Origin of the sequence: Anaerotaenia torta, assembly GCF_050433395.1 — a bacterium.
In the GTDB taxonomy this organism is placed as follows: Bacteria; Bacillota; Clostridia; order Lachnospirales; family Lachnospiraceae; genus Mobilitalea; species Mobilitalea torta.
In genome coordinates this window covers 1-24,541 of record NZ_JBNPXH010000015.1, presented here as the reverse complement: position 1 = coordinate 24,541, position 24,541 = coordinate 1, and the positions used below count along the sequence as shown (strand labels likewise).

The 24,541-nt window shown below is 48.5% G+C and carries 22 protein-coding genes; 17 read left to right on the top strand and 5 right to left on the bottom strand.

The window, feature by feature from the left end; all coding sequences use genetic code 11:
* Window positions 1-81 precede the first annotated feature (81 nt).
* The 10 genes from HNQ56_RS20770 to galT all read left to right on the top strand — a co-directional run bounded on the left by HNQ56_RS20770 (window position 82) and on the right by galT (window position 12,051).
* Window positions 82-2,178 (top strand): NAD(P)/FAD-dependent oxidoreductase, encoded by a 2,097-nt coding sequence (locus tag HNQ56_RS20770; protein ID WP_429150083.1) that lies wholly within the window; start codon window positions 82-84, stop codon window positions 2,176-2,178.
* Window positions 2,171-3,160 (top strand): polyprenyl synthetase family protein, encoded by a 990-nt coding sequence (locus HNQ56_RS20765; protein WP_429150081.1) that lies wholly within the window; start codon window positions 2,171-2,173, stop codon window positions 3,158-3,160. The genes HNQ56_RS20770 and HNQ56_RS20765 overlap by 8 nt, the downstream gene beginning before the upstream one ends.
* Complete coding sequence (locus HNQ56_RS20760; RefSeq protein ID WP_429150079.1) at window positions 3,157-4,059, top strand: UbiA family prenyltransferase; 903 nt, start codon at window positions 3,157-3,159, stop codon at window positions 4,057-4,059. Before HNQ56_RS20765 ends, HNQ56_RS20760 begins: the two co-directional genes overlap by 4 nt.
* Before the next feature lie 83 nt (window positions 4,060-4,142).
* The gene (locus tag HNQ56_RS20755; RefSeq protein ID WP_429150077.1) at window positions 4,143-5,156 is read left to right on the top strand and encodes a hypothetical protein; all 1,014 of its coding nucleotides are present in this window, start codon (window positions 4,143-4,145) and stop codon (window positions 5,154-5,156) included.
* 206 nt (window positions 5,157-5,362) lie between these two features.
* The gene (locus tag HNQ56_RS20750) at window positions 5,363-6,451 is read left to right on the top strand and encodes an FAD:protein FMN transferase (protein WP_429150075.1); all 1,089 of its coding nucleotides are present in this window, start codon (window positions 5,363-5,365) and stop codon (window positions 6,449-6,451) included.
* 105 nt (window positions 6,452-6,556) lie between these two features.
* Window positions 6,557-6,997, top strand: coding sequence for an Lrp/AsnC family transcriptional regulator (locus tag HNQ56_RS20745; RefSeq protein ID WP_429150073.1), 441 nt, complete (start codon window positions 6,557-6,559; stop codon window positions 6,995-6,997).
* Window positions 6,998-7,313: 316 nt separating this feature from the next.
* Entirely contained in the window at window positions 7,314-8,243 is a 930-nt protein-coding gene (locus HNQ56_RS20740) for an ArsR/SmtB family transcription factor (RefSeq protein ID WP_429150071.1), read from the top strand.
* Window positions 8,244-8,355: 112 nt separating this feature from the next.
* Window positions 8,356-9,519, top strand: coding sequence for a galactokinase (locus HNQ56_RS20735; protein WP_429150069.1), 1,164 nt, complete (start codon window positions 8,356-8,358; stop codon window positions 9,517-9,519).
* Between the two features lie 12 nt (window positions 9,520-9,531).
* Window positions 9,532-10,521 carry a UDP-glucose 4-epimerase GalE gene (galE, locus tag HNQ56_RS20730; RefSeq protein ID WP_429150067.1) on the top strand — a complete coding sequence of 330 codons (990 nt, stop codon included), beginning with the start codon at window positions 9,532-9,534 and terminating at the stop codon, window positions 10,519-10,521.
* 18 nt (window positions 10,522-10,539) lie between these two features.
* A complete protein-coding gene (gene galT / locus HNQ56_RS20725; protein WP_429150066.1) occupies window positions 10,540-12,051 on the top strand; it encodes a UDP-glucose--hexose-1-phosphate uridylyltransferase in 1,512 nt (503 codons plus the stop codon).
* Between the two features lie 231 nt (window positions 12,052-12,282).
* Here galT and HNQ56_RS20720 read toward each other — a convergent pair whose 3' ends face one another.
* Together HNQ56_RS20720 and HNQ56_RS20715 are read right to left on the bottom strand one after the other, a co-directional pair.
* Window positions 12,283-13,035, bottom strand: a complete 753-nt coding sequence (locus tag HNQ56_RS20720) for a DUF4886 domain-containing protein (RefSeq protein ID WP_429150064.1) — start codon at window positions 13,033-13,035, stop codon at window positions 12,283-12,285.
* On the bottom strand, window positions 13,035-13,322 hold the full coding sequence (locus tag HNQ56_RS20715) for a hypothetical protein (RefSeq protein WP_429150062.1): 288 nt from the start codon (window positions 13,320-13,322) through the stop codon (window positions 13,035-13,037). The genes HNQ56_RS20720 and HNQ56_RS20715 overlap by 1 nt, the downstream gene beginning before the upstream one ends.
* A 151-nt stretch (window positions 13,323-13,473) precedes the next feature.
* Here HNQ56_RS20715 and HNQ56_RS20710 point away from each other — a divergent pair, with 151 nt between their 5' ends.
* Entirely contained in the window at window positions 13,474-13,968 is a 495-nt protein-coding gene (locus tag HNQ56_RS20710; protein ID WP_429150060.1) for a shikimate kinase, read from the top strand.
* A 22-nt stretch (window positions 13,969-13,990) separates the two neighbouring features.
* Here the strand turns inward: HNQ56_RS20710 and HNQ56_RS20705 are convergent, their stop codons facing one another.
* The 3 genes from HNQ56_RS20705 to HNQ56_RS20695 form a co-directional block, all read right to left on the bottom strand.
* The gene (locus tag HNQ56_RS20705) at window positions 13,991-14,527 is read right to left on the bottom strand and encodes a GAF domain-containing protein (RefSeq protein ID WP_429150058.1); all 537 of its coding nucleotides are present in this window, start codon (window positions 14,525-14,527) and stop codon (window positions 13,991-13,993) included.
* Window positions 14,528-14,635: 108 nt separating this feature from the next.
* Window positions 14,636-14,854 (bottom strand): DUF3006 domain-containing protein, encoded by a 219-nt coding sequence (locus HNQ56_RS20700; RefSeq protein ID WP_429150056.1) that lies wholly within the window; start codon window positions 14,852-14,854, stop codon window positions 14,636-14,638.
* A gap of 19 nt (window positions 14,855-14,873) precedes the next feature.
* The gene (locus tag HNQ56_RS20695) at window positions 14,874-15,791 is read right to left on the bottom strand and encodes a ComEC/Rec2 family competence protein (RefSeq protein WP_429150054.1); all 918 of its coding nucleotides are present in this window, start codon (window positions 15,789-15,791) and stop codon (window positions 14,874-14,876) included.
* Between the two features lie 341 nt (window positions 15,792-16,132).
* Between HNQ56_RS20695 and uvrB the strand changes: the two genes are divergently transcribed.
* From uvrB to HNQ56_RS20665, 6 genes are all read left to right on the top strand, one after another.
* Window positions 16,133-18,112: an excinuclease ABC subunit UvrB gene (gene uvrB / locus HNQ56_RS20690; protein WP_429150052.1), complete on the top strand. Its 1,980-nt coding sequence runs from the start codon at window positions 16,133-16,135 to the stop codon at window positions 18,110-18,112.
* A gap of 101 nt (window positions 18,113-18,213) precedes the next feature.
* Window positions 18,214-21,063 carry an excinuclease ABC subunit UvrA gene (uvrA, locus tag HNQ56_RS20685; protein ID WP_429150051.1) on the top strand — a complete coding sequence of 950 codons (2,850 nt, stop codon included), beginning with the start codon at window positions 18,214-18,216 and terminating at the stop codon, window positions 21,061-21,063.
* Window positions 21,060-21,644, top strand: a complete 585-nt coding sequence (yfbR, locus tag HNQ56_RS20680; RefSeq protein ID WP_429150049.1) for a 5'-deoxynucleotidase — start codon at window positions 21,060-21,062, stop codon at window positions 21,642-21,644. Before uvrA ends, yfbR begins: the two co-directional genes overlap by 4 nt.
* Window positions 21,645-21,729: 85 nt before the next feature.
* On the top strand, window positions 21,730-22,176 hold the full coding sequence (locus HNQ56_RS20675) for a DUF5680 domain-containing protein (protein WP_429150047.1): 447 nt from the start codon (window positions 21,730-21,732) through the stop codon (window positions 22,174-22,176).
* Between the two features lie 15 nt (window positions 22,177-22,191).
* A complete protein-coding gene (locus tag HNQ56_RS20670) occupies window positions 22,192-22,914 on the top strand; it encodes an AlkZ-related protein (protein WP_429150045.1) in 723 nt (240 codons plus the stop codon).
* Between the two features lie 262 nt (window positions 22,915-23,176).
* The gene (locus HNQ56_RS20665) at window positions 23,177-24,346 is read left to right on the top strand and encodes a hypothetical protein (protein ID WP_429150044.1); all 1,170 of its coding nucleotides are present in this window, start codon (window positions 23,177-23,179) and stop codon (window positions 24,344-24,346) included.
* The last annotated feature ends 195 nt before the right edge of the window (window positions 24,347-24,541 follow it).

Genomic DNA, 24,541 nt, shown 5'->3' with positions numbered 1-24,541 from the left:
ACCTTGGGCACAATATTGTTAGAAACTTAACAAAATGTCTGAGTGTCCGCTAAAATGGCCTGAAAACAGTAAGGAGAAGACATGGAAAAGAGAATAGTGATTGTCGGTGCCGGATACGCCGGTATTCTGACAGCAAAAAAATTAGCTAAGAAATTTAAAAAACGGGAGGATGTCAGCATCACCATTATTGACAAGAATCCATTTCACACCATGCTTACTGAGCTTCATGAGGTTGCAGCAAACCGTGTGGACGAGGAGAGCATCAAAATCAGCCTCAGGAAGGTATTTGCAGGCCGCCGTGTTAATGTGAAAATGGATACGGTCACCACGGTTGACTTTGAGAAAAAAGTCGTAGCCGGTCAGAATGAGAACTACCCTTATGATTATCTGGTAATCGCATCCGGTTCCAAGCCTGCATTCTATGGGGTTTCCGGTGCAGACGAACATACCTTTAAATTGTGGTCCTATGAGGATGCCGTTGTGCTGAGGGACCATATACACAATACCTTCCGTGCAGCCGCCTGTGAGGCCAATCCGGAGGAAAGAAAGAGACTGTTAACCTTTTATGTGGTAGGTGCGGGCTTTACCGGTGTTGAGATGGTGGGTGAGCTGGCGGAATATGTTCCTTTTTTGTGTGAAAAATTTGATGTTGACCGCCGGGAAGTAACCCTGGTGAATGTGGATGGCCTTAGCAGGCCGATTCCTACGCTGCCGGAGAAGCTTTCCGCCAAGGTTGCCAGACGCCTGAACAAAATGGGTGTCCAGATGATCATGAGTGCTTTCGTATCCAATATTGGCAAGGATTTTATTGAGCTGAAGCAGGGTGACAAGGTAAATCATTATAAAGCAGGAACCATCATCTGGGCCGCCGGAATCCAGAGCACGGATCTGGTCCAGCAGGCGGCGGACAGCCTGGAGATAACAAGGGGCGGCCGCGTGCAGGTAGATGCATACCTTCGTTCCACAAAGAATAAAGATGTCTATGTCATCGGCGACAATATGTGTTATGTGGCAGAGGGAGAGAGCAATCCGGTTCCCCAGATGGTTGAGAACTGTGAGCAGAGCTCCCATACCGCAGCCCATAATATAGCGGTGGAAGTCAAGGGCGAGGGAACCATGGAGGAGTATAAGCCGAAGTTCCACGGAGTTATGGTCAGCATCGGCGGACGCTATGCTGTATGCCATGTGGGTCTTCCGGGACATTTCTTCAGTATGCCTTCCTTCCTGGCAATGTTTGCAAAGCATTTTATTAATATTATTTATTTTATTCAGGTACTTGGCTGGAATAAGGTATTCCACTATCTGAAGATGGAAATCTTTACGATACGCAACCGTCGAAGCTTTGTGGGAGGGCATTTCTCTAACCGGACTCCCAGCTTCCTGTTAGTTCCCCTCCGGGTCTGGCTGGGAGCCGTATGGGTGTTTGAAGGGATTAAGAAAATTGTGGAGGGCTGGTTTACCGGTCCGAAGCTGAACGGATTCTTTGGCGGAGCCAATGCCTGGTATGAAAGCATACTGAATCCCCAGGCAGGAGGCGCGGATGCAACTTCTTCCGCAACCTCCGCAGCGGCGGATAAGGCCGTTCAGGTAGTACAGCTGGTTGCAGCTAAGGCCAATCATGTAATTGCTTTGGCAGCAGATGCTGCCTCCAGTGCAACCGGTGCTGCCGATGCGGTTTCCGGAGCAACAGGCGCAGCAGAAGGTGCGGCGGGAGCAGCCGCACAGGTTGGGCAGGTGTTGATTAACTTTAATTTCCTTGGATTGTTCAAGGTGATCTTTATCAGCGGCAAGGAGCTGGTCCATGCATCCATCAGTGATTATGCCTTTAAGCTGGATATACCGTTGATGAACTTATTTGTAGAGAAACTGATTTTACCCTACGATGGCGTGCAGATGTTTATGCAGATCTTTATCGTGGCAGCGGAAATCTTAATTGGGTTAGCCTTGATGGGCGGCCTGCTCACTGCTCCGGCAGCAGCTGTTTCCCTGGTTCTGCAGTTCATGTTTGTATGTACCACAGGTCTGTATCTAGGAACCTTCTGGATGGTATTTGCCGGAATTGCGGTTCTCATTGGAGCCGGCAGAACCTTAGGTTTTGATTATTATGCAATGCCCGGACTGAAGAAGCTGTGGAAGAAACTGCCCTTCGTAAGAAAGTGGTATATTTATAATGACTAATGAAACAAAACTCTCCTATGTTACACAGGAAGAGCCTGCTGTGATGGTCCATTGGGAGGATGCCCTGGAGCTGGTGAGTCAGGAGGTGGAGAACACCCTGGCTAAATCACCGCTTATTATCAGGGAATATACAAAGCATCTTACTTCCTCCCAAGGGAAGCTGATCCGTGCCCGGTCCGTCGTTCTATGTGCGGAGAATGAGGAAGGGATGCTTCACCGGAATGCCATCCGGATTGCAGCCGCTATTGAGCTGCTGCATCTGGCTACTCTTGTGCATGATGATATTATTGATAACGCCGACCTTCGCAGGGGGATACCCACCCTGCAGAAGAAATACGGCAGACGCACGGCGGTAATCTGCGGGGATTATCTTCTCAGCACCGCATTGCGGATGGCGGCATCCATTGAGAATAAAAAGGATTATCTGGAGCTGGAATTGCCGGATTACATCAGCCGGGTATGTCTGGGAGAGCTGAACCAGCATCTCAATAATGATAATATTAACCTATCCGTTTACCGTTATCTTAAGATTATTGCCGGTAAGACGGCGGCCATGTTCGAGGCTTCCTTTTATGCAGGTGCGGTGCTTGGCGGATGCAGTGAGGAAGAGGCGAAGCGGTACCGCCGGTTGGGGTTTTATGTGGGAATGATCTTTCAGCTTACGGATGATTGCAATGATTTTGAGGAAACAAGGGAAGAAGCCAATAAGCCGGTGCAGTCAGATTATGAACAGGGGGTTATTACCCTTCCCCTTATTCATGCATTCTCCAGTTTGTCGGACTTCAAGGAACGTGCCGGAGATCATAAGATTACAAGGGCCGAGATCAATGAAGCAGTGGCCGGCACGGGCGGAGTTAAGTTCACCCGCCTGATTGCGGAGCGGTATTATAAAAAATCCATGAAAGTTATAGAGCAGCTTACAGTTACACCCCATAAGAGGGAACGGCTGATACAGATAGTAAAGAAGGCATTCCGGTTATGATAAATCGTTTTTTGAGCTATGTTGAGATAAGGACCAAGATTACCAGCCTCTTTGCCTTTCTGATGTCCATCGCGTTACTGGCGTATTGGAAGCAGCCGGTACGGTGGGGGGTGACGGCATTGTTCTTTTCGGCAATGTTCTTATTTGACCTGACAACGACGGCCATCAATAATTACATCGATACCAGGAGCAATCGCCAGCAGCTGCAATTTGGCCGGAAGACAGCCCTGTTTCTCATATATGCTATGCTTGGAATTAGCGCCGCCCTGGGATTGTATCTGGCGTACCTGACGGATATCGTCATACTGCTGACGGGCGTCCTGTGTTTTTTATGCGGAGTTCTTTATACCTACGGTCCGCTCCCCATATCCAGGCAGCCTTTAGGGGAGGTTATGTCGGGAATATTTTATGGTTTGCTTATCCCGTTTATTCTTTTTTATATTAATACGGCAGAAGGAACTTTTTTAACCCTGAATGTTAATTTTAAGACAATATCCCTGGAATTGCAGGTTATGCCGATTTTATCCTTACTATTATTCTCTGTTGTGCCTTTTTGTACGACGGCGAATATTATGCTGGCCAACAATATATGTGATCTGGAGAAGGATATTGCGGTAAAGCGTCATACTCTGCCTTATTATATCGGAAGAAAGGCGCTGTATCTTTTTGCCGGTTTATACTATGCGACATATCTTGCCACAATCGGAATGGTCACTATCGGGGTTTTGTCCCCGGTTTGTCTCCTTTCTCTGGCGACCATCGTACCGGTGCAGAAAAATATCAATACCTTCTTTCGCAGGCAGGAGAAGGCGGTTACTTTTATAACTTCGATTTATAATTATGTCATTATTATGGGAATTAACACTGTTTTGATATGGATCAGCGCCCTCATGGCATAGTGATACCAATGGTATATTACCCCGTCAAAGATGGAGTTAATATAGATGTTACTGATAGAGAAACTATAATGGAGGAAAGAATTATGAAAAAGATTTTAGGAATTTCATTGAGCCTGGTACTGGTAATATCCCTGCTGGCAGGATGCGGCACCGCTGCTAAGAAACCGGCTGGAGACGAGGCGGCTAAGACCGGTCTTGCCGTAAGCATAGCTCTTGGAAGCAGCAAGAATGCAGGCGAAGAAGATGGTTTGGCTCAGATTGATGCTACTGTTGTAGCCGTGTTGGTTGGTAAGGACGGAAAGATCTTAGATTGCAAGATTGATGCAGTCCAGACTAAGGTAAACTTTTCAAAGGAAGGAAAGCTTCTGACCGATGTTGCTTCCACCTTTAAGACAAAGCAGGAGCTTGGTGCGGAATATGGCATGATCAAGGGCTCCGGCATCGGCAAGGAATGGAATGAGCAGGCCAATGCGTTCGCTGCATACTGTGTCGGTAAGACAGCGGATGAGGTTAAGGGGATCGCTTTGACCGAAGGTAAGCCTGCGGATGCAGATCTGGCAGCTTCCGTAACCATGCATGTGACTGATTATATTGCGACGGTTGCAAAGGCTGTTGCCAATGCACAGGAACTGGGTGCGGCAAAAGGCGATAAGTTAGGTCTCAGCATCAGCACGGATATTGGAAATTCCAAGGATGCCAGCGCGGACGGCGAGGGTCTGGCACAGGCTTATTCCTATTACACTGCAACCACCTTTGGTTCAGACAACAAGATTACCAGCTGTATTCTTGATGCTTCCCAGGGTAACGTGAATTTCGGAGCGGATGGTGTAATCACCACGGATCTGACGGCGGCTCCCCAGACAAAGCAGGAGATCAAAGAAGGATATAACATGAAGTCTTCCTCCAAGATCGGCAAGGAGTGGTATGAGCAGGCGAATGCATTTGCAGCATACTGCGTTGGCAAGACCGTTGATCAGGTGAAGGGCATTGCATTAACCGAAGGCAAGCCTTCTGACGCGGATCTGGCAGCATCCGTAACAGTACATGTCAATGCATTTATGGCAGGCATTGAGAACGCATATAATAATGCGAAATAAATTGATTTAATGGGAATGTATTTTAAGGGCTGTTGTAAAACATGGAACAGGGATGTTTACAACAGCCCATTTCCGGTTAATATGGGAAAAGAAGATAACAGTTCAGACGGGGTACGGGAAGAGAACACCCCCTGCCTGAATTGTTGCGAAAGAAGCAATGCCGGGGACCGGAGACAGGAACCGGCAGATTGATGTGAGGTGGCGCCTTGAAACGTAAAATAGCAGCAATATTTTTAATAGCGGCGATGGTTCTGAATATCTCAGCCTGTGACAGGAAGAAAGAGCTGACAAAGTACCAGGCACAATTTCTGGAGTTATTTGATACGGTAACGACGATCATCGGCTATGCCGAGAAGGAAGAGACATTTTCTGAGTTTGCGCAATCTGTTTATGATGACCTGAAGGAATATCATGAGCTTTATGATAAATATAACGATTATGAGGGAATTAACAACATCAAGACCATTAACGATAACGCGGGGATCAGGCCGGTGAAGGTGGACCGGAAGATTCTTGACATGCTCCTGTATGCAAAGGAGGCATATGAGTTTACCGGAGGTAAGATGAATATAGCCCTGGGTGCCGTCCTGGAGGTGTGGCATGATTATCGCAGCGCGGGAACGGAGGATCCGGAGCATGCCGAGCTGCCGCCCATGGAGCTGCTTCGGGAGAAGGCACAGCATACGGATATAGACAGGATGATCATAGATGAAGGAGAGTCCACGGTATATCTGGAGGATTCCGAGATGCGGCTCGATGTGGGAGGCGTGGCGAAGGGGTATGCGACGGAGCAGGTGGTGCAGCAAGCCATGCAGAAGGGTTATACCAATGGGCTGCTCAGCGTGGGCGGCAATGTCCGGGCCTTCGGAAGCAAGGGGCTGGGCATCCGGGAAGAAAATAATACGAAGGATGGCGGCAGACGAGCGGAACCCTGGAGTGTGGGCATACAAAACCCGGACAAGGAAAGCGGGGAGCAGTATCTGCATATTCTGAATCTGGAGAACCTGTCCCTGGTATCCAGCGGGGATTATGAGAGATATTATACCGTGGACGGAAAGAGATATCATCATATCATCGATCCCGCCACCCTCATGCCGTCGGAGTATTTTACCGCAGTATCCATTGTAACGGAGGATTCCGGGCTGGCCGACGCCTTTACTAAGGCGATTTATAATTCGCCTTTTGAGGAAGGCTTAGAGATGATTGAAGGAATGGAAGGGACGGAAGCGCTGTGGGTTATGAAGGACGGCACATTAAGGTACAGCAGCGGTTTTGAGGCTATGATTAAAAAATAAAGTTTTAAGCATTGAAATCTTGCATTTCTGTCATCACGGGGTTAAAATAAGTTAAGAAAAGCTGGTTTGGCACTAGAATAAACAGGAAACGGCGGGTGATAATACATGGATCAGATCGACAGGCAGTTATTAAGCATGCTTCAGAAGAATGCCAGAGTGCCTTTGAAACAGCTGGCAGAGAAGGTGGACTTATCTTCCCCGGCGGTGGCGGCCAGAATCGCCCGCCTGGAAAAGCAGGGCATCATCAAGGGTTATCATACGGATATTGACTGGATGAAGCTGGAGCATCATATTATCGCGTTCATTAATCTGGAAGTGGCTCCTGCCCAGAAGCCGGAATTCTATCCCTTCATTAAGTCCTGCCCCAATGTCATGGAATGCAACTGTGTTACAGGCAGCTTTTCCATGATGATTAAGGTGTGCTTCAAAAGCACGATGGACCTGGATGTTTTCATAGGAGAGATTCAGAAGTTCGGGAAAACAAGCACACAGATCGTATTCTCCACAGCGGTGGAGCATCGGGGAATACAGATACTGGAGGATTAGCAGCGAAGCGGGATAAATCCTTAAATCCAATTGATATTCAGTGATATTCAATGACAATCATAGAGTCTGCCTCCGGGCAGACTTTTTGTATGGCGCTTTTTATGAGATAATTCATAACGATAATTAGTAACAACAAGGACAGTTCATAGCGATGATCAATGACAACTCCCAAATGAAAAATTAATACTTGTGAATTGATTTAAAAACTGATATCATATTAGATGTATAAAAATTCTGTTATATAACAATATTTCTGTTGTTATTTTCATGAACATACCATGAAATAGATTGGAGCATTATGATACAGACAGTAAAAATGAATTTAGACGATACGGAGCATCTGGCGGCGATATCCAAGGCATTGTCCTCGGAGACCAGGATTGAGATATTAAGGTGGCTGCGCCATAAGGATCTGAATGTGAATGAAATCGCCGAGCTGCTGAATATTCCGGCCTCCTCTTCGGCAGCCCATGTCAAGGTGCTGGAGGAGGCGGGAATGATTAAGACCTCCCTGCAGCCGGGAATCCGCGGTTCCATGAAGCTGTGCCATATTGTGCTGGACCATATCTACGTGGAGATGAATACGGCCAGGAACCTGGACCAGGATGCAGAGATTATTAAAATGCCCATCGGAAGCTATGTGGATTACCGAATTGAGCCTACCTGCGGCATTGCCAGCAGCAAGGGGCCCATCGGCGCGGAAGATGATCCCAGATGCTTTTATCTGCCGGAGCGAATAGAGGCGCAGCTGATCTGGCTGGGACACGGGTATATAGAATACCGTTTTCCCACCAATGCCATGGCTGGTAAGAAGCTGGAACGGCTTGAGATATCTATGGAATTATGCTCTGAGGATCACGAATACAATATGGACTATCCCTCGGACATTACTCTCTGGGTCAATGGTCTGGAGGCAGGAACCTGGAGCTGTCCCGGCGATTACGGCGGAAGGCGGGGCAGGCTAAATCCCGGCTGGTGGCCCGATAAGAACACGCAGTACGGAGTGCTTAAGACCTGGAGCATCACAGAAGGGGGCTGTCTGCTGGATGATGTGAAGTCTGAGAGCAGGGGCCTGTCGGAGTTTGGACTTGGGGAGAAGGAATATATCTCTCTGCGGATCGGCATCAAAGAGGATGCGAAGCACAAGGGGGGAATGAATCTCTTTGGAGAAGGCTTCGGAGATTATGCCCAGAATATTGTAATGAAGCTGATCTTTAAAAAAGAGGAAAGCTCTTTACAAAGATAAGGAAGCGTAGTATGATATATAACAGAATTTATGTTGTATAACATATATTCTGTAACAAATGGAGAAAGCTAAGAGCGGGAAAGAAAAAGATAGATGAAAAGGAGAGAGGAAGATGAAAAAAGAGTTACTTCAAAAGTTTGAAGAAATCTATGGAAGCGACGGTGAATACCAGGCCTACTTTGCTCCCGGCAGAGTGAATCTCATCGGTGAGCATACGGACTATAATGGGGGGCATGTGTTTCCCTGTGCCCTGACCATAGGGACCTATGCCGTGGCAAGAAAGAGAAATGACAATAAATTACGTTTCTACTCTCTGAATTTTGAGCATCTCGGAGTGATCGAGAGCTGTCTGGAGGGCCTGGAATCTAAGAAAGAGGATAATTGGGCGAATTATCCCAAGGGAGTAATCTGGGCGTTGGAGAAGAAGGGCTATTCCATCACCAGCGGTATGGATGTGCTGTATTTCGGAAACATTCCCAATGCCTCCGGGTTATCCTCCTCCGCATCCCTGGAAGTGCTGACCGGCTTTATCCTGAAGAATCTTTTCGGGTTAGAGCTCACCAATACGGAGATTGCCCTGATCAGCCAGTATGCAGAAAATAATTTCAACGGCGTGAATTGCGGCATCATGGATCAGTTTGCAGTAGCCATGGGTAAGAAGGATCATGCCATTTTCCTGGATACCGCCGATCTCTCCTTTGAATATGCGCCTCTCGCCCTGGGGAATGCCAGGATTGTGATCATGAATACCAATAAAAAGAGAGGACTGGGAGATTCTAAGTACAACGAGAGAAGAAGCGAGTGTGAATCGGCTCTCCGGGATTTGCAAAAGGTGCTTCCTGCGGCCTCCCTTGGGGAGCTGACAGAGGAGCAATTTGAGGAACATCAGACAGCGATTCAAAAACCCGTTGAAAGAAAACGCGCGAAGCATGCCGTATATGAGAATCAGAGAACCATAAAGGCGGTGGAAGCCTTAAAGCAGAATGATCTGGGGCTTTTCGGAAAGCTGATGATTGCTTCCCATGAATCTCTCCGGTATGACTATGAGGTAACCGGGGTTGAGCTGGATACCATTGTGGAAGCGGCTTTAAAGCAGGATGGGGTAATCGGAGCCAGAATGACAGGCGCGGGTTTTGGCGGATGCGCGGTCAGCATTGTAAAAGAAGAGGCTGTGGAGGCTTTCATTCAGAACGTAGGGAAGGAATATAATGAAAAGATCGGTTATCCGGCAGCCTTCTATGTAGTAGAGGTTGGCGACGGCCCGATTATTTTATAACGGAGGCTTAATATGACAATTTTAGTACTTGGCGGTGCGGGCTATATCGGCTCCCATACCGCATATGAATTAATTGACCGGGGAGAGGATGTTGTAATTGCAGATAACCTGGAGACAGGCTACCTGGAAGCAGTGCACCCCAAGGCCCGCTTCTACCAGGGAGACATCCGGGACCGGAGCTTTGTGGACGGTCTGTTTGAGCGGGAGAAGATTGATGCGGTCATACACTTTGCGGCAAATTCCCTGGTGGGAGAGAGCATGACCAATCCTTTGAAATATTATGACAATAATCTGTGCGGTACGAAGGTGCTGTTAGAATCCATGGTGGCCCACAAGGTGGATAAGATTGTGTTCTCCTCTACGGCAGCCACCTACGGCGAGCCGGAGCGGGTTCCGATTCTGGAAACGGACCGTACCATGCCCACCAATGCCTATGGTGAAACAAAGCTCTCCATGGAGAGAATGTTCCATTGGACCTCCGTAGCCCATGGAGTGCGCTTTGTGTCCCTTCGCTACTTTAATGCCTGCGGTGCGCATCAAAGCGGAGCCATCGGAGAGGCGCACAATCCGGAATCCCATCTGATCCCGTTAATTCTCCAGGTGCCTAATGGACAGAGGGAAGCGATCAGCATTTATGGGGACGACTACGATACGAAGGACGGCACCTGTGTCCGCGATTATATCCATGTAACGGATCTGGCCCAGGCGCATATCCTGGCTGTGGAATATCTGGTGCGGGGAGAGAAAAGCAGTATTTTTAATCTGGGCAACGGAGTCGGTTTCACGGTGAAGGAGGTAATTGATACAGCCAGAAAAGTGACCGGGCATCCCATCAAAGCGGAGGTAGTGCTCAGGCGGGCCGGTGATCCGGCGAAGCTGATCGCTTCCAGCGAGAGAGCAAAAAATATACTGGGCTGGAAGCCGGAGCACGCGGATCTGGAGGAAATTATCGCTTCCGCCTGGAAGTGGCATAAAGAGCATCCTCACGGATATCATCAATAGAAAGGCTGAGGAAAGAACATGATTTACAGGCTGATAAACAGACTGGTCCGATACGCGGAAGAAACCGGGCTGATGGAAAAGGAAGACAAAGTCTATGTGACCAACAGGCTGATGGAGTTCTTTTTGCTGGAGGAGAATCCGGAGGGGGCTGCAGTCCCGGAGACAGAGGCGGAGCCTGCTGATCTGGAGCTGGAGCAGATACTGGAGGCGATGCTGGATTACGCCCATGAGCAGGGCTTGCTCCAGGAGGACGGAATTGTATACCGTGATTTGTTTGATACCAGGATTATGGGCATCCTGACGCCTCCTCCCAGTGTTGTGACAAGGCATTTCCGGGAACTGTACCGGGAATCTCCCGAAAAAGCGACGGAGTATTATTATAAATTCAGCCAGGATACGGATTATATCAGAAGATACAGGATTAAAAAGGATATGAAATGGGTAACCCGTACAGAATACGGTGATATGGATATTACCATCAATTTGTCGAAGCCGGAGAAGGATCCGAAGGCGATTGCCGCCGCCAAGCTGGCAAAGCAGAGCGGATATCCCAAATGCCTGTTATGTCCGGAAAATGTAGGCTATGCAGGGAGAGTGGATCACCCGGCGAGACAGAACCACCGGATTATTCCCATCCGGATTAATGACCAGGGCTGGGGATTTCAATATTCTCCCTATGTATATTACAATGAACACTGTATTGTATTTAATATGGAGCATGTTCCCATGCAGATTGACCGCGCGGCATTCCGCAAGCTCCTGGATTTTGTGAAACAGTTCCCTCACTACTTTGTGGGCTCCAATGCGGACCTGCCCATTGTTGGAGGATCGATCCTGAGCCACGACCATTTTCAGGGCGGCAATTATGAATTTGCCATGGCGAAGGCTCCCGTGGAGCGGAGCTTTACCGTTCCGGGCTTTGAAGATGTGGAGGCAGGTGTGGTGCGCTGGCCCATGTCCGTTCTTCGTCTTCGCTGCGAGGACGACAACCGGCTGATCCGGCTGTCCGACCGTATTCTTGGAAGATGGCGGGAATATACGGATGAAGCTGTAGGTGTCCATGCCTTTACCGGAAATGAGCCCCATAATACCATAACCCCCATCGCGCGCCGCAGGGGGAAGCAGTATGAGATGGATCTGGTGCTCCGCAACAACCTGACAACAAAGGAGCATCCCCTCGGCCTGTATCATCCTCACAGGGAACTCCATCATATTAAGAAGGAGAATATCGGATTAATTGAAGTGATGGGACTGGCGGTGCTGCCTGCAAGGCTGAAGGAAGAAATGAATTTATTAAGCGAATATCTGCTGGAGGGAAGGGATCTGCGATCCAATGAGCTGCTTGCAAAGCACGCGGATTGGGCAGAGGAATTCATTCCCCATTATCCTGAGATTACCGGGGATAATATTAACGGGATTCTTCAGGATGAGATCGGCAAGGTATTCTGCCAGGTGCTGGAGCATGCCGGCGTATATAAAAGAACACCGGAGGGGCAGGCGGCACTGGACCGATTTATCTCAGTCATATAGAGTTAGGAGTACGCATCCTGGCACGAAATGCCATACGATAACCGGTTGTGATGGTTTTATCAATACATAACAGAACACAATAAAAACCTGGTGTTACAGAGTCTTCCTTTATACGGTAGGATTCTGTAACACCAGGTTTTTTTAATTCATGCTATACTTTCGGAAGAAAACGGAGTGAAAATCCAATAAAATCTGTGTTAGCTTCCTTCCTGGTTCTGAGGTGCTGTTGGATTATTTTACCACGTTCATCACAGTTTCCCTAATGATGTCCAGCGCCTCCTGCGACACGCCTGAGTCATCCTGAGAAGGCGGTAGGAAGGAGTTCCCGGCGATATTCTCCCGAAAGAGGAAGACATACCAGGCGGCTGCCAGTGCGTATCTTCCGTAGATATAATGCATATGAAAACCATCCCGGCACAGACTGATTCCACCGTTGCCATAATCGAAAGGAGCCCCGGAGCGAAGGGTATGGATGACCTCTCCGCAGGGAATAACACGCAGAGAGAACTTCGCTGAGTAGTATCTGTAGGTGTCTGCAATGGCTTGATGCATTGTATTCTGGTCGCAGTTATAATTAACAAAATCCGGATGCTGGGAATCGATTTCATAAGCCCAGGTCTGATGCAGCAGAAGTTCCGCTGAAGGAACATATTGCCGTATATAATCCAACATCATGGAAAGATAGGGCTCATAAGTATCCGGAATACCGCTGTGGCCGCTGACCTGCTGCAGCGTAATATAATCCCAGGGCTCCTGCATCAGTGTCTCCCGGATCGATACCATCTGTCCGGTGAACGTACCGTTGTATTCATATTCATAGAGAGCGGCATCCTCCAGAATGTTCTCCCAGTGGGTTTTCAGGGAGCATCCGCCGATATAAAGATTTACCACCATGCAATCACTTCCATTGGCTTTGGCAAGCTGATGCAGATAAGCGGTAGCGTCCTGGGAGAAGCTGTTCCCGATTGCAAGTATTTTCTTCATCATGCGGCCTCCTTTTCTTCCATTTGCTGATCCAGTTTTCTGTTTCTGAAATACAGGCATAGATCAATGGATACCATGACTAAATTCAGAATGTAAAAGACAACAACATATGTAATATTACCGGCAAGAAACTTGGACATGACCCCGAATATGTAACCAAACAGAATGAAGCATAAGAAAACAATGCTCTTTCCCTTGGCGGTGCGGGATGTGTAGGATTTGATAATAGAGGTGGGCCAGGATATGCCGAAACTGATCACCATTGCTGCTTCTAATAATTGTGCCATATAGAATCCTCCGTTTTGTCTAAAGATATCTTCATTGTTCCCATTTTAGCACATTAACTTAGAAATGTAAAAGTCAATTTGGCAAACATATTTTTCCGCTGGATAAACACGGACGCTTGTATTATACTCGTGAAATAAGGGGGTGTTGCCTATGGATAATATTGTATTAATCGGCATGCCGGGAGCCGGTAAAAGCACGGTGGGAGTCATTCTGGCCAAGGTAATGGGATATCATTTTATAGATTCGGATTTGCTGATCCAGGAGCAGGAGAAATGCCTGTTAAAAGATATCATTGCCAGAGACGGACTGAATGGGCTGATCGCCATAGAAGAGAGAGTGAACAGCAGCATCCGGGCGGAACGCACGGTGATTGCCACAGGAGGCAGTGTGATCTATGGCGAAAAGGCAATGGAGCATCTGAGAAAGATTGGAACGGTAGTATATATTAAGCTCAGCTACCAGAGCATCAGTAAAAGGCTGGGGAATATCAAACAGCGGGGCGTGGTATTCCGGGAAGGGCAGACCTTGCTGTCCTTGTATGAGGAACGCTGCCCCTTGTATGAAAAATACGCTCATATTGTTGTTGATGCGGAGGATCTTGATATGGAAGCTCTGATGTCTAAGATAAGGGATGTTCTGCAATAAAAAAGCGGAAAGGAATGTACCTTCAGCCTTTCTGCCAGTTACAGCCTTCTTCCAGCAGCTTCACATATGCTTCCAATCCGCGCCGGTCTTCCTCGTCAAAGCGGGAGAGTATGGGGCTGTCGATATCCAGCACCCCGACCACCTGACCCTGGAACCGGATGGGTATCACCAGCTCGGATCGGGAAGCGCTGTCACAGGCAATATGTCCCGGAAAGGAATGCACATCTTCTACCAGCTGAGTGGCATTCTGTGCCACGGCGGTGCCGCACACTCCTTTGCCGACAGGAATATGGATACAGGCAGGCTTTCCCTGGAAGGGGCCCAGAAGCAGCTCATTGCTGTTCACTGACTCAGAGCCGTCTGTTTTTTGCCACTGGTTTTGAAGCAGGTAAAAGCCAACCCAGTTAATGTCCTTTAAGGCTCCCTTAAGAAGGGCCGCGGCATTGCTGAGATTGGGAATTACATAAGTCTCACCCTCCAGCAGGGCACGAAGCTGCTCCAGCAGGAGGGAATAAAGCCCGGTCTTGTCCTCGGGATACATTGCATTTAATTCTTGCATAATAACCATGCCTTTCTCACAGCCTGCGGATGTTATAAAAAGCTTAACCGGGCAGGCGCAGTATTTGTTTTGAAACATCCGGTTTCTCAAATAACAGTGATTCTGGGGTCATTCGAAAAGCCGGTTCATTTTTTCCCGAATCCTTATCTCCCTGGCTGTCCTGGCCTCGGCATCCCGCCGGAACATTCCGTCGGCATCCTGTACCAGACAGTCTCCTTCCCGGCTTTCTAAGGGAAGTTTATACTTAGGAATTGAGATAAAGGATTTATCCGCCGTTTCACATATGGCATAGCTGCCTTCAAAACGGTCGATGATAAATTTCTGCATAAGAAAATCTCCCTTTTTGTTATCTTGTTATGTCCTGCTCCGTAATGGTGTAGCTTTGCTGGTTCACCGATACGGTCTGGCCGTCTGTTGTAAATACGATGCTGCCCTGTTTATCGGTCCGGTATACCTTGATTCCGCGCTCCAGCATGGCTTCCATGATTTCGGCATGGGGATGGCCGTAGCTGTTATCCTCGCCGGCGCAGATTACAGCAAAGGACGGATTCACTGCATCCAGGAACTTGGAAGTGCTGCTGTAGGCAGAACCGTGATGTCCCAGCTTTAACACGTCTGCGGAGAGATCAAGGCCGTTTTTCAGCATCTCATTCTCAGAAACCTTCTCGGCATCTCCCACTAGCAGGAAGGAGGTGTTGCCGTAGGTCAGCCGGATGCAGATGCTGTAATTGTTCAGATCCGAATACTCGGAGGAATTAGGGGCCAGAATGGTGAAGCTGGCATCCCCCAGGGAATACTGGTCCTTCACCTTTGGACGGGTGATTTTCAGCTGATGCCTCTCCAGGGCCTCCAGGACATCCTCAAAGGTCTTTGTATCATGAACGATATCCGGTAAGAAAACCTTATCCGCCGGAAAGGCATCCAGTACGATATCCAGTCCCCCGATATGATCGCTGTGAGGATGGGTTCCTATGACATAATCCAGCCTGCTGATCCGCTGGTTGTTCAGATATTCCCTGACCAGGGAACCCTTGTTATTCTCACCGGCGTCAATTAACATAGTGTGATTGCCTGTTTCGATAAAGATGGCATCCCCCTGCCCGACATCAATAAAATGAACCTCCATAATGCCGTCTGGTACCGGAACATTCCTGGAGGCTTCCTGGTCGGACATGGTGAAATACTGATTAATTAATATAGAGAGCGCAGCCAGAAGTATTATACCGGCGATACGGCCCACAACCTGCTTCGTTTTTCTGCTCATATTGTTAATCTCCTTAAAGACATTATATCGGGTAATCGGATATTTTACAATATGTTGTTGATAAGGTATTCATATATCCTACTATCTTACTATATGCGGTAGTAGGGAGAGGGGTGTCAAGAGGGGGTATCAAGAGGAGGTATCAGGAGAGGTGTCATCACAAAAGAGGTGTCAGGCACCATTTTAATGGTGCCTGACACCTCTTTTGTGATGACACCTCTCCTGATACTCTTATAAAAACAGAACAGACATTCGGAAATATATTGCTTTTGAAACTGGTTCATGATATAATGAGGCGGATGATGAAATATGAAACAGAACAGCCAGGAGGTAAGGTTGGTATGGAATTTAAATTAACATCGGAGTACGCACCGACAGGTGATCAGCCGGAGGCCATCAAGGCTCTCGTAGAGGGCTTTCGAAGCGGCAACCAGTGCCAGACCCTTCTGGGTGTTACAGGATCGGGTAAGACTTTCACCATGGCGAATGTAATCCAGCAGATACAGAAGCCCACACTGGTTATTGCACATAATAAGACCTTGGCAGCCCAGCTGTACGGGGAGTTCAAGGAATTCTTCCCGGAGAATGCGGTAGAATACTTTGTCAGCTACTACGATTATTATCAGCCGGAGGCATATGTGCCTTCGACGGACACTTATATAGAGAAGGACTCCTCCATCAACGAGGAGATTGATAAGCTGCGCCATTCGGCCACGGCATCCCTGTCAGAGCGCAAGGATGTAATTATTGTTGCCAGCGTATCCTGCATCTATGGCTTGGGAAGCCCCATTGATTATCAGGAGATGGTTATCTCCCTGCGTCCGGGGATGATGAAGGACCGGGATGAGATGCTGAAGAAGCTCATTGAGATACAGTATGACAGGAATGATATGGATTTCAAGCGGGGAACCTTCCGGGTGCGGGGAGATGTGGTGGAGATTTTTCCGGCAGCTTCCGGAGAGCTGGCAATACGGGTTGAATTTTTTGGAGATGAGATAGATCGAATTCTAGAGATTGATACACTGACCGGTGAGATTAAGAGCAGTTTGGAGCATGCAGCCATATTTCCGGCTTCCCATTATGTGGTGGCTCCTGATAAGCTGGAGCAGGCCATCCGTAATATCGAGGAGGAGCTGGAGGGGAGAATCCGGTATTTCAAGAGCGAGGACAAGCTTTTGGAAGCACAGCGAATCTCGGAGCGTACGAATTTTGATATTGAGATGATGCGTGAGACAGGCTTTTGCTCCGGAATCGAGAATTATTCCAGGCATTTGACCGGTCTGGAGGCGGGCGTGCCGCCCCATACCCTGATGGATTATTTTCCTGAGGATTTTCTGATTATTGTGGATGAATCCCATATCACCATCCCCCAGGTCAGAGGCATGTATGCGGGAGACCGCTCCAGAAAGACTACGTTAGTGGAATATGGGTTCCGGCTCCCGTCGGCGCTGGATAACCGGCCCTTGAATTTTGAAGAGTTTGAGAGTAAGATCAGCCAGATTATGTTTGTATCCGCCACACCGTCGGTATATGAGACGGAGCATGAGCTGCTGCGCACCGAGCAGGTGATACGTCCCACGGGTCTGCTGGACCCGGAGGTGACAGTGAAGCCGGTGACGGGGCAGATTGACGATTTGCTGGGCGAGATTCGCAAAGAGATTGCGAAGAAGCAGAAGGTTCTGATAACCACGCTGACCAAGCGTATGGCCGAGGATCTGACCACCTATCTGAGAGAGGTGGGCATCCGGGTGAAATACCTTCACTCAGATATCGATACCCTGGAGCGTTCGGAGATTATCCGGGATATGCGCATGGACCTGTTCGACGTGCTGGTGGGCATTAACCTGCTCCGGGAGGGACTGGATATTCCCGAGGTAGGGCTGGTAGCTATTCTGGATGCGGACAAGGAAGGCTTCCTCCGTTCCGAGACCTCATTGATCCAGACCATAGGCCGTGCCGCCCGTAATGCCGAGGGGCGTGTCATTATGTACGCGGATAATGAGACAGATTCCATGAGGAAGGCCATCTCGGAGACCAACCGGAGAAGGCAGATACAGCAGGCGTATAACGAGGCTCACGGTATTACCCCCACGACGATTGTGAAGAAGGTACGGGATCTTATCAGCATCTCCAAGAAGGCGGAGAAGGCTAAGAAAGACATGGAAAAGGATATCGAATCCATGTCCCGCCAGGAGCTGGAAGAGCTGGTCAAGGTTATCACCAAGCAGATGCATACGGCGGCGGCAGAGCTGAACTTCGAGCTGGCGGCGGAGCTGAGAGACAAGATGGTGGAGATAAAGAAGCAGCTGCTGGATTTGTAGCTTACAGGGTAAGGGGTTCGTGGTTTTATGCCGCCGCAGCAACGGTGGAATAGACATTATTGCGAAGAATCCGAAGAGGTTCTTCGCAGGAGTTTGCCAGAATGGAGATTATTATGTCAGATAGAAAGAATTACATTAAAATCAGAGGTGCAAGGGAGAATAATCTGAAGAATTTGAATGTGGATATTCCGAGAGACCAGTTTGTAGTGCTGACCGGTCTAAGCGGCTCCGGCAAGTCCTCCCTGGCCTTTGATACGATTTATGCAGAGGGACAGAGAAGATATATGGAATCCCTCTCTTCTTATGCAAGACAATTCCTGGGACAGATGGAGAAGCCTAATGTGGAAAGCATTGAGGGGCTGCCCCCTGCCATTTCCATTGACCAGAAATCCACCAACCGGAATCCCAGGTCGACGGTGGGAACGGTAACGGAGATCTATGATTATTTCCGTCTGCTGTATGCCAGAATCGGAATTCCCCATTGTCCCGAATGCGGCAAGGAGATTAAGAAGCAGACCGTGGATCAGATGGTGGACGAGATCATGAGTCTTCCCCAGGGGACCAGAATCCAGCTCCTGGCTCCGGTGGTCAGGGGAAGAAAGGGAGAGCATGCCAAGCTGTTCGAGCAGGCAAAACGCAGCGGCTATGTCAGAGTCAGAGTGGATGGAAACCTCTACGAGCTTACGGAAGAGATCAAGCTGGAGAAGAACAATAAGCACAATATAGAGATTATTGTAGACCGTCTGGTGGTGAAGGAAGGAATAGAGCAGAGGCTCTCTGATTCGGTAGAGAATGTGCTTAAGCTGGCCGAAGGCCTACTGTATGTGGATGTCGTCGATAAAGAGCAGCTGACCTTCAGCCAGAACTTTGCCTGTCCGGACTGCGGTATCAGCATAGATGAAATTGAACCCAGGGTATTTTCCTTTAACAACCCCTTCGGCGCCTGTCCGGAATGCCATGGAATAGGGATTAAGATGGAATTTGCGGAGGAGCTTCTTATCGCGGATAAGACAAAGAGCATTATTGACGGCGCTGTGGCAGCGCCGGGATGGCAGTCGGTTGTAGATAAGGGGAGCTATTCCAGATGTCTGATGGAGGCTCTGGCCAGAGAATATAAATTTGATCTGGACACTCCTTATGAGAAGCTTCCCGAGGAGATACGCCATATGTTTATCCACGGCACGGACGGCCGTTCGGTTAAGGTTCATTACCGCGGCCAGCGGGGCGTCGGCGTCTATGATGTGGTCTTTGAAGGGCTGATCCGCAACGTGGAGCGCCGCTACCGGGAGACCGGTTCCGAGAGCGCAAAGCAGGAGTATGAAAGCCTGATGCTGACGACCCCCTGTAATGTCTGTAAGGGAAAGCGGCTGAAGAAGGAGGCTCTGGCGGTGACGGTGGGAGGCCGGAATATCGCTGAAGTTACCGAATATCCGATTCATCAGCTGGCAGGTTTTATGGCTGACCTGAAGCTGACAGAGATGCAGAGGAAGATCGGAGAACTGGTTCTGAAGGAGATTAGAGCGAGAATTAACTTTCTCATGAATGTGGGACTGGATTATCTTACATTGGCAAGGTCCACCGGTACCCTGTCCGGAGGCGAAGCCCAGAGAATCCGCCTTGCAACCCAGATTGGATCCGGACTGGTGGGAGTTGCCTATATTCTGGACGAGCCCAGCATAGGGCTGCATCAAAGGGATAATGACAAGCTTCTGCGCACCTTGAAGAATCTTATGGAACTGGGCAATACCTTAATTGTGGTGGAGCATGATGAGGATACCATGTTTGCCGCGGACTATATTGTAGACATCGGTCCGGGTGCCGGAGAGCACGGAGGCGAGGTGGTGGCTGCAGGCAAAGCGGAGGATATTATGCGGGAGGAGGCATCCATCACCGGCGCATATCTCAGCGGGCGCACCATCATTCCTGTCCCCAAGGAGCGGAGGAAACCCTCCGGATATCTGTCCGTGATTGGTGCGGCAGAGAACAATCTGAAGAATATTAATGTTGATATCCCTCTTGGAGTTATGACCTGTATTACCGGTGTCTCCGGTTCGGGCAAGAGCTCCCTGGTACGGGAGATATTATATAAGAGGCTGGCAAGAGATCTGAACCGCGCCCGCTGTATACCGGGAAAGCATAAGGATATGAAGGGCATCGAGCAGTTGGACAAGGTGATCGATATTGACCAGTCACCCATTGGAAGGACTCCGAGATCCAATCCGGCAACCTATACCGGGGTATTTGACCAGATCAGGGATCTCTTTGCCTCTACCCAGGATGCGAAAATGCGCGGTTATACCAAAGGACGTTTCAGCTTCAATGTAAAAGGCGGACGCTGTGAGGCCTGCAGCGGAGATGGCATACTGAAGATTGAGATGAATTTCCTTCCGGATATTTATGTGCCCTGTGAGGTCTGCGGCGGCAAGCGATATAACCGGGAGACCCTGGAGGTCAAGTATAAGGGCAAGAGCATCCATGATGTTTTGAACATGACCGTGGAGGAAGCGGTTCATTTCTTCGAGAATGTACCATCCATCCGCAGAAAGATTGAGACCCTGAATGATGTCGGATTGTCCTATCTGCGCCTGGGGCACCCCTCCACCTCCCTGTCCGGGGGTGAGGCACAGCGTATTAAGCTGGCTACGGAACTGAGTAAACGAAGCACAGGCAAGACGATTTATATTCTGGATGAGCCTACCACCGGCCTGCATTTTGCGGATGTGCATAAGCTGATTGATATTCTGAGGAGATTCTCGGATTCCGGGAATACCGTTGTGGTGATTGAACATAATCTGGATGTGATTAAGACGGCGGACTATATTATTGACATCGGTCCTGAGGGCGGAGATAAGGGAGGCACCGTAATTGCCAAAGGTACGCCGGAGGCAGTGGCAAAGAACAAGAAGTCCTATACGGGCATGTATATTAAAAGGTATCTGGAGCGGAAATGATGGAGAATGGTTTTTATGCAATGATATCCCGAATGAAATATATCGAACGCTGGGCGCTGATGCGTAATACGGTTACGGAGAATATCAGTGAGCACTCTCTTGAGGTGAGTATTCTGGCTCATGCCCTGGCTGTCATCGGTAACGAACGTCTGGGCAGGGAAGTGAATGCAGAGCGGGCAGCGCTGATTGGAATCTACCACGATGTAACGGAGATTATTACAGGAGATATGCCGACTCCCATTAAATATTTTAACGAAGGCATCCAGGGGGCATTCAAAGCGGTGGAGCATGCCGCGGCAGAACGGCTGCTGGAGATGCTTCCGGAAGATATGAGAAAAAGCTATGAAGCAGTTTTCTTTCCCAGGGAGGAAGAGGCGCATCTGTGGAAGCTGGTCAAGGCCGCGGATAAGCTATCGGCGTTGATTAAATGCATTGAAGAACGGAAAGCGGGTAACACGGAATTTTTAAGTGCGGAAAAATCACTCCGCAAGATATTGGAGGAAATGAATATGGGTGAAATTTCCATATTCATACAAGATTTTCTACCACCGTATGATAAAACTCTGGATGAACTCAACTAAAGGATTAAAGTTCAGGCAAAGCAGGGGCTTCAGGCAGAGAAGAAAATTAGAGTTAGAAGACGAAATCAGAAAGCTGGGGTTAAGGATGAAACTACAGAAAGAGACAGTGGCTTTTTTATGCAAGGCGAAAAAGGAGACTTATGCCGGGAAGTCCAACCATGCACAGGCATGCCGGTTGGGATCTCATGATTACCGCTATTGCGAGGGGGAATATATCTATCATGATTCCTATTTTGGAGGAGAGCGCTTTACCGGTGAAGAGGTATTATATGAGAAGGAGCAGCCGGTCTACTCCATGAATTATACAGGACGTCTTCTGGGCGACGGATTTTCCGGCGATTTTCTGAAGGAAGCACTGTCCCTGGTTTCAGAAGAAACACCCTTTCGCGGCCCCATGCTTTACCGGGGAGGAGATTATACGTATCACAGTATAATTCACGGTGATACGGAGTGGTTCCAGGGCTATGAAGAGATTTTTTTGCTGGATAAGCGTATTTATGAATGCTATTTCCATGGGGGGATTATTCAATAAGGGGGGAGCGGTATCATGGCTGAGACTGACGGGAAATGGATCATGGAAGGGCTTGATTTATCAGACAGCAGCAGAATAAAGACCTGTGGGGAGCTATGTGAAGTCATCCGGGAAGTCGGTTTTCTTCCCCTCTTTAAGAACGAGGTAAAGGGCTTCTCGGTGGAAGAAATGACGGCTTCCAGCACCTGGTGGGGAGGGAACCCGGAGGAGGACCCCTGGCTGTGGAGGGAGATAATCGCAGAAGAGGGAAAGATTGCTTATGGCAAGCTCTTTGCAAATCGTGCCGGGTTCATCTCCAGGGACTGGTATCCGATTTTTGCATCTTACCGAAGGGATGGCTATGACTTTGACAGCAGGTATGAGGATGGACTGGCCAGCCACCGGGCCAAGAAGATCATGGATCTCCTGGATCTGCGGGAAGCCCTGCTCTCCAACGAGATCAAGACCATGGCCGGTTTTGGAAAAGAAGGAGAAAAGGGGTTTGAAGGGGCGATGACGGCTCTTCAGATGCAGACCTACATCACAGTCCGCTGCTTTCGGAGGAGAATTAACAAAAAAAATGAGGAATACGGCTGGTCAGTAGCGCAATTCTCCACCAGTGAGAGACTTTATGGGGAAGAACATGTGCGATCCGCCTACTGCATTGGAAGAGAAGAGGCAAGGCAGCGCATTGTCAGCAGGGTACAGAATAGATTCCCGGCGGCATCTTTGCGGGAGATTGAGCGGGTCATCCGTTAGAAGGGGTAATAATGATTGTGAAATGATATGGTCTCAGATATAGAAAGGAAGGTCTCCGGGCGTGGATTCTGTTCATACCCGGGGGCTTTCCTTTTATTATTGAAAAAAATTTTCTAATATCACAAAGAATATAGATTAATAAGGTTGCACTGGTTTATGAAAAAAGCTATAATAATGTTGGTATAAAACACCACCTTTAAGATTATAAGGAAATATTTGATAAATTTTTCACACAGCGACAGCGCGGAGAGGAGAAAAATACATGAGTAGCAGAAGGAAGGACATGAATTTTGATAAAGAGAAGAGGATGCGAGGCTATATTTTAGCTGCTGCGGCATTAATCCTGTTACTGATTTTGACGAAGGATCCGGCCATAGTACAAGCATCCACCGTACCAGCCAAAACAAAGGTTAATTATAAGGTGGACTATCTGGAAGAGACGATAACGGTGAGCGGAGGACCCGGCAACAGCGACCAGTTCTATATCAGTCTGGATAAAGGAAGGAACTGGGAAAGTCTTCCCTCGATTGTGGTATCCGATGCAAAGGTCGGTCAGGTTGATATCTCTGCTATACTGTCCACGAAGGAAGTCAGTGTTTTACTCAAAGGGAATAAGGATACGGAAGAGGTAAGCTGTACCCTGATGAAGGAACCCGATGACCTGAAGATAACTTATGATGCGGTTGGAGGGCAGATCACCTTTTCGGGCAGCAGTACTGCTGAATACCGGAAGGGCAGCAACGGAACATGGAAGACGGCGGTGAATCCGCTGAAAACTGCTGTTTACGAAGTGAAAGGCGCCACCTTGTATTACCGTACGGCGGCAACGGCGAGCACGAGAGCAGGTAAGATAATAAAGGTGAAGATACCGAAGCGTCCGGCTCCTCCGGCAGTAAAACTGGATGGAGGAAAGCTGATTTTCAGTGGGTTTAAGGCTAACGAAACCCAGTATCGTCTGAATGGAAGTTCGGAGTGGAACTATTTTAGTTCTGATCCCAAGGTGAAGAGCATCAGCTTTGCTACCCTTTTAAAGCAGACTTATGAATATAATGTTCCTATACCTGCCTTTGGAATTGAACTGCGCACTGTGGCAACTCCTAAGAAGGCCGCGTCGGGAGAGAGGCTGATGGAAGTTTTGCAGCAGCCGGTTTGCCCCGATACCGTCGCCCTGACAGGAACGACACTGCTGATTACGGATACGGTGAAGAGAAATTACGAATACACTATAGTGGAGAACGGGAAGAAGCTGGATCTGGCAGCTGCAAAATGGACCGGAATATCCCCTAATAAATCTGTAGTAATCAAGAAAGCAGCGATGAATGATAAGGTTTATGTAAGATTAAAGAGTACAGTGGATTCCAGCACAAAGCAGGTCATACCGGCTTCCACCTGCAAAGAATTTACCATAAGCTCCATCAGTCCAAAAAAATAGAACTACATAGTTTTATGAGTTACGCATACCATATTTACTTAGGAGGAGAAGGATGAGAACTTTTAAGCTGGACAGCATTGGTAAGAAGTTGGGGTTATTTACTCAAACTTCGCACTTGAATAAGTGCCTATGCACCTTGAAAATTCAATAATAACTGGCATAAAAATAGCATGAAACCGTCTGGTTTTGGTATAA

Excerpts from the sequence above, each read along its gene's own strand:
- HNQ56_RS20770 (WP_429150083.1), top strand. The coding sequence starts at position 82 with ATGGAAAAGAGAATAGTGATTGTCGGTGCCGGATACGCCGGTATTCTG.
- HNQ56_RS20765 (WP_429150081.1), top strand. The coding sequence starts at position 2,171 with ATGACTAATGAAACAAAACTCTCCTATGTTACACAGGAAGAGCCTGCT.
- HNQ56_RS20760 (WP_429150079.1), top strand. The coding sequence starts at position 3,157 with ATGATAAATCGTTTTTTGAGCTATGTTGAGATAAGGACCAAGATTACC.
- HNQ56_RS20755 (WP_429150077.1), top strand. The coding sequence starts at position 4,143 with ATGAAAAAGATTTTAGGAATTTCATTGAGCCTGGTACTGGTAATATCC.
- HNQ56_RS20745 (WP_429150073.1), top strand. The coding sequence starts at position 6,557 with ATGGATCAGATCGACAGGCAGTTATTAAGCATGCTTCAGAAGAATGCC.
- HNQ56_RS20740 (WP_429150071.1), top strand. The coding sequence starts at position 7,314 with ATGAATTTAGACGATACGGAGCATCTGGCGGCGATATCCAAGGCATTG.
- HNQ56_RS20735 (WP_429150069.1), top strand. The coding sequence starts at position 8,356 with ATGAAAAAAGAGTTACTTCAAAAGTTTGAAGAAATCTATGGAAGCGAC.
- galE (WP_429150067.1), top strand. The coding sequence starts at position 9,532 with ATGACAATTTTAGTACTTGGCGGTGCGGGCTATATCGGCTCCCATACC.
- galT (WP_429150066.1), top strand. The coding sequence starts at position 10,540 with ATGATTTACAGGCTGATAAACAGACTGGTCCGATACGCGGAAGAAACC.
- HNQ56_RS20720 (WP_429150064.1), bottom strand. The coding sequence starts at position 13,035 with ATGAAGAAAATACTTGCAATCGGGAACAGCTTCTCCCAGGACGCTACC.
- HNQ56_RS20715 (WP_429150062.1), bottom strand. The coding sequence starts at position 13,322 with ATGGCACAATTATTAGAAGCAGCAATGGTGATCAGTTTCGGCATATCC.
- HNQ56_RS20710 (WP_429150060.1), top strand. The coding sequence starts at position 13,474 with ATGGATAATATTGTATTAATCGGCATGCCGGGAGCCGGTAAAAGCACG.
- HNQ56_RS20705 (WP_429150058.1), bottom strand. The coding sequence starts at position 14,527 with ATGCAAGAATTAAATGCAATGTATCCCGAGGACAAGACCGGGCTTTAT.
- HNQ56_RS20700 (WP_429150056.1), bottom strand. The coding sequence starts at position 14,854 with ATGCAGAAATTTATCATCGACCGTTTTGAAGGCAGCTATGCCATATGT.
- HNQ56_RS20695 (WP_429150054.1), bottom strand. The coding sequence starts at position 15,791 with ATGAGCAGAAAAACGAAGCAGGTTGTGGGCCGTATCGCCGGTATAATA.
- uvrB (WP_429150052.1), top strand. The coding sequence starts at position 16,133 with ATGGAATTTAAATTAACATCGGAGTACGCACCGACAGGTGATCAGCCG.
- uvrA (WP_429150051.1), top strand. The coding sequence starts at position 18,214 with ATGGAGATTATTATGTCAGATAGAAAGAATTACATTAAAATCAGAGGT.
- yfbR (WP_429150049.1), top strand. The coding sequence starts at position 21,060 with ATGATGGAGAATGGTTTTTATGCAATGATATCCCGAATGAAATATATC.
- HNQ56_RS20675 (WP_429150047.1), top strand. The coding sequence starts at position 21,730 with ATGAAACTACAGAAAGAGACAGTGGCTTTTTTATGCAAGGCGAAAAAG.
- HNQ56_RS20670 (WP_429150045.1), top strand. The coding sequence starts at position 22,192 with ATGGCTGAGACTGACGGGAAATGGATCATGGAAGGGCTTGATTTATCA.
- HNQ56_RS20665 (WP_429150044.1), top strand. The coding sequence starts at position 23,177 with ATGAGTAGCAGAAGGAAGGACATGAATTTTGATAAAGAGAAGAGGATG.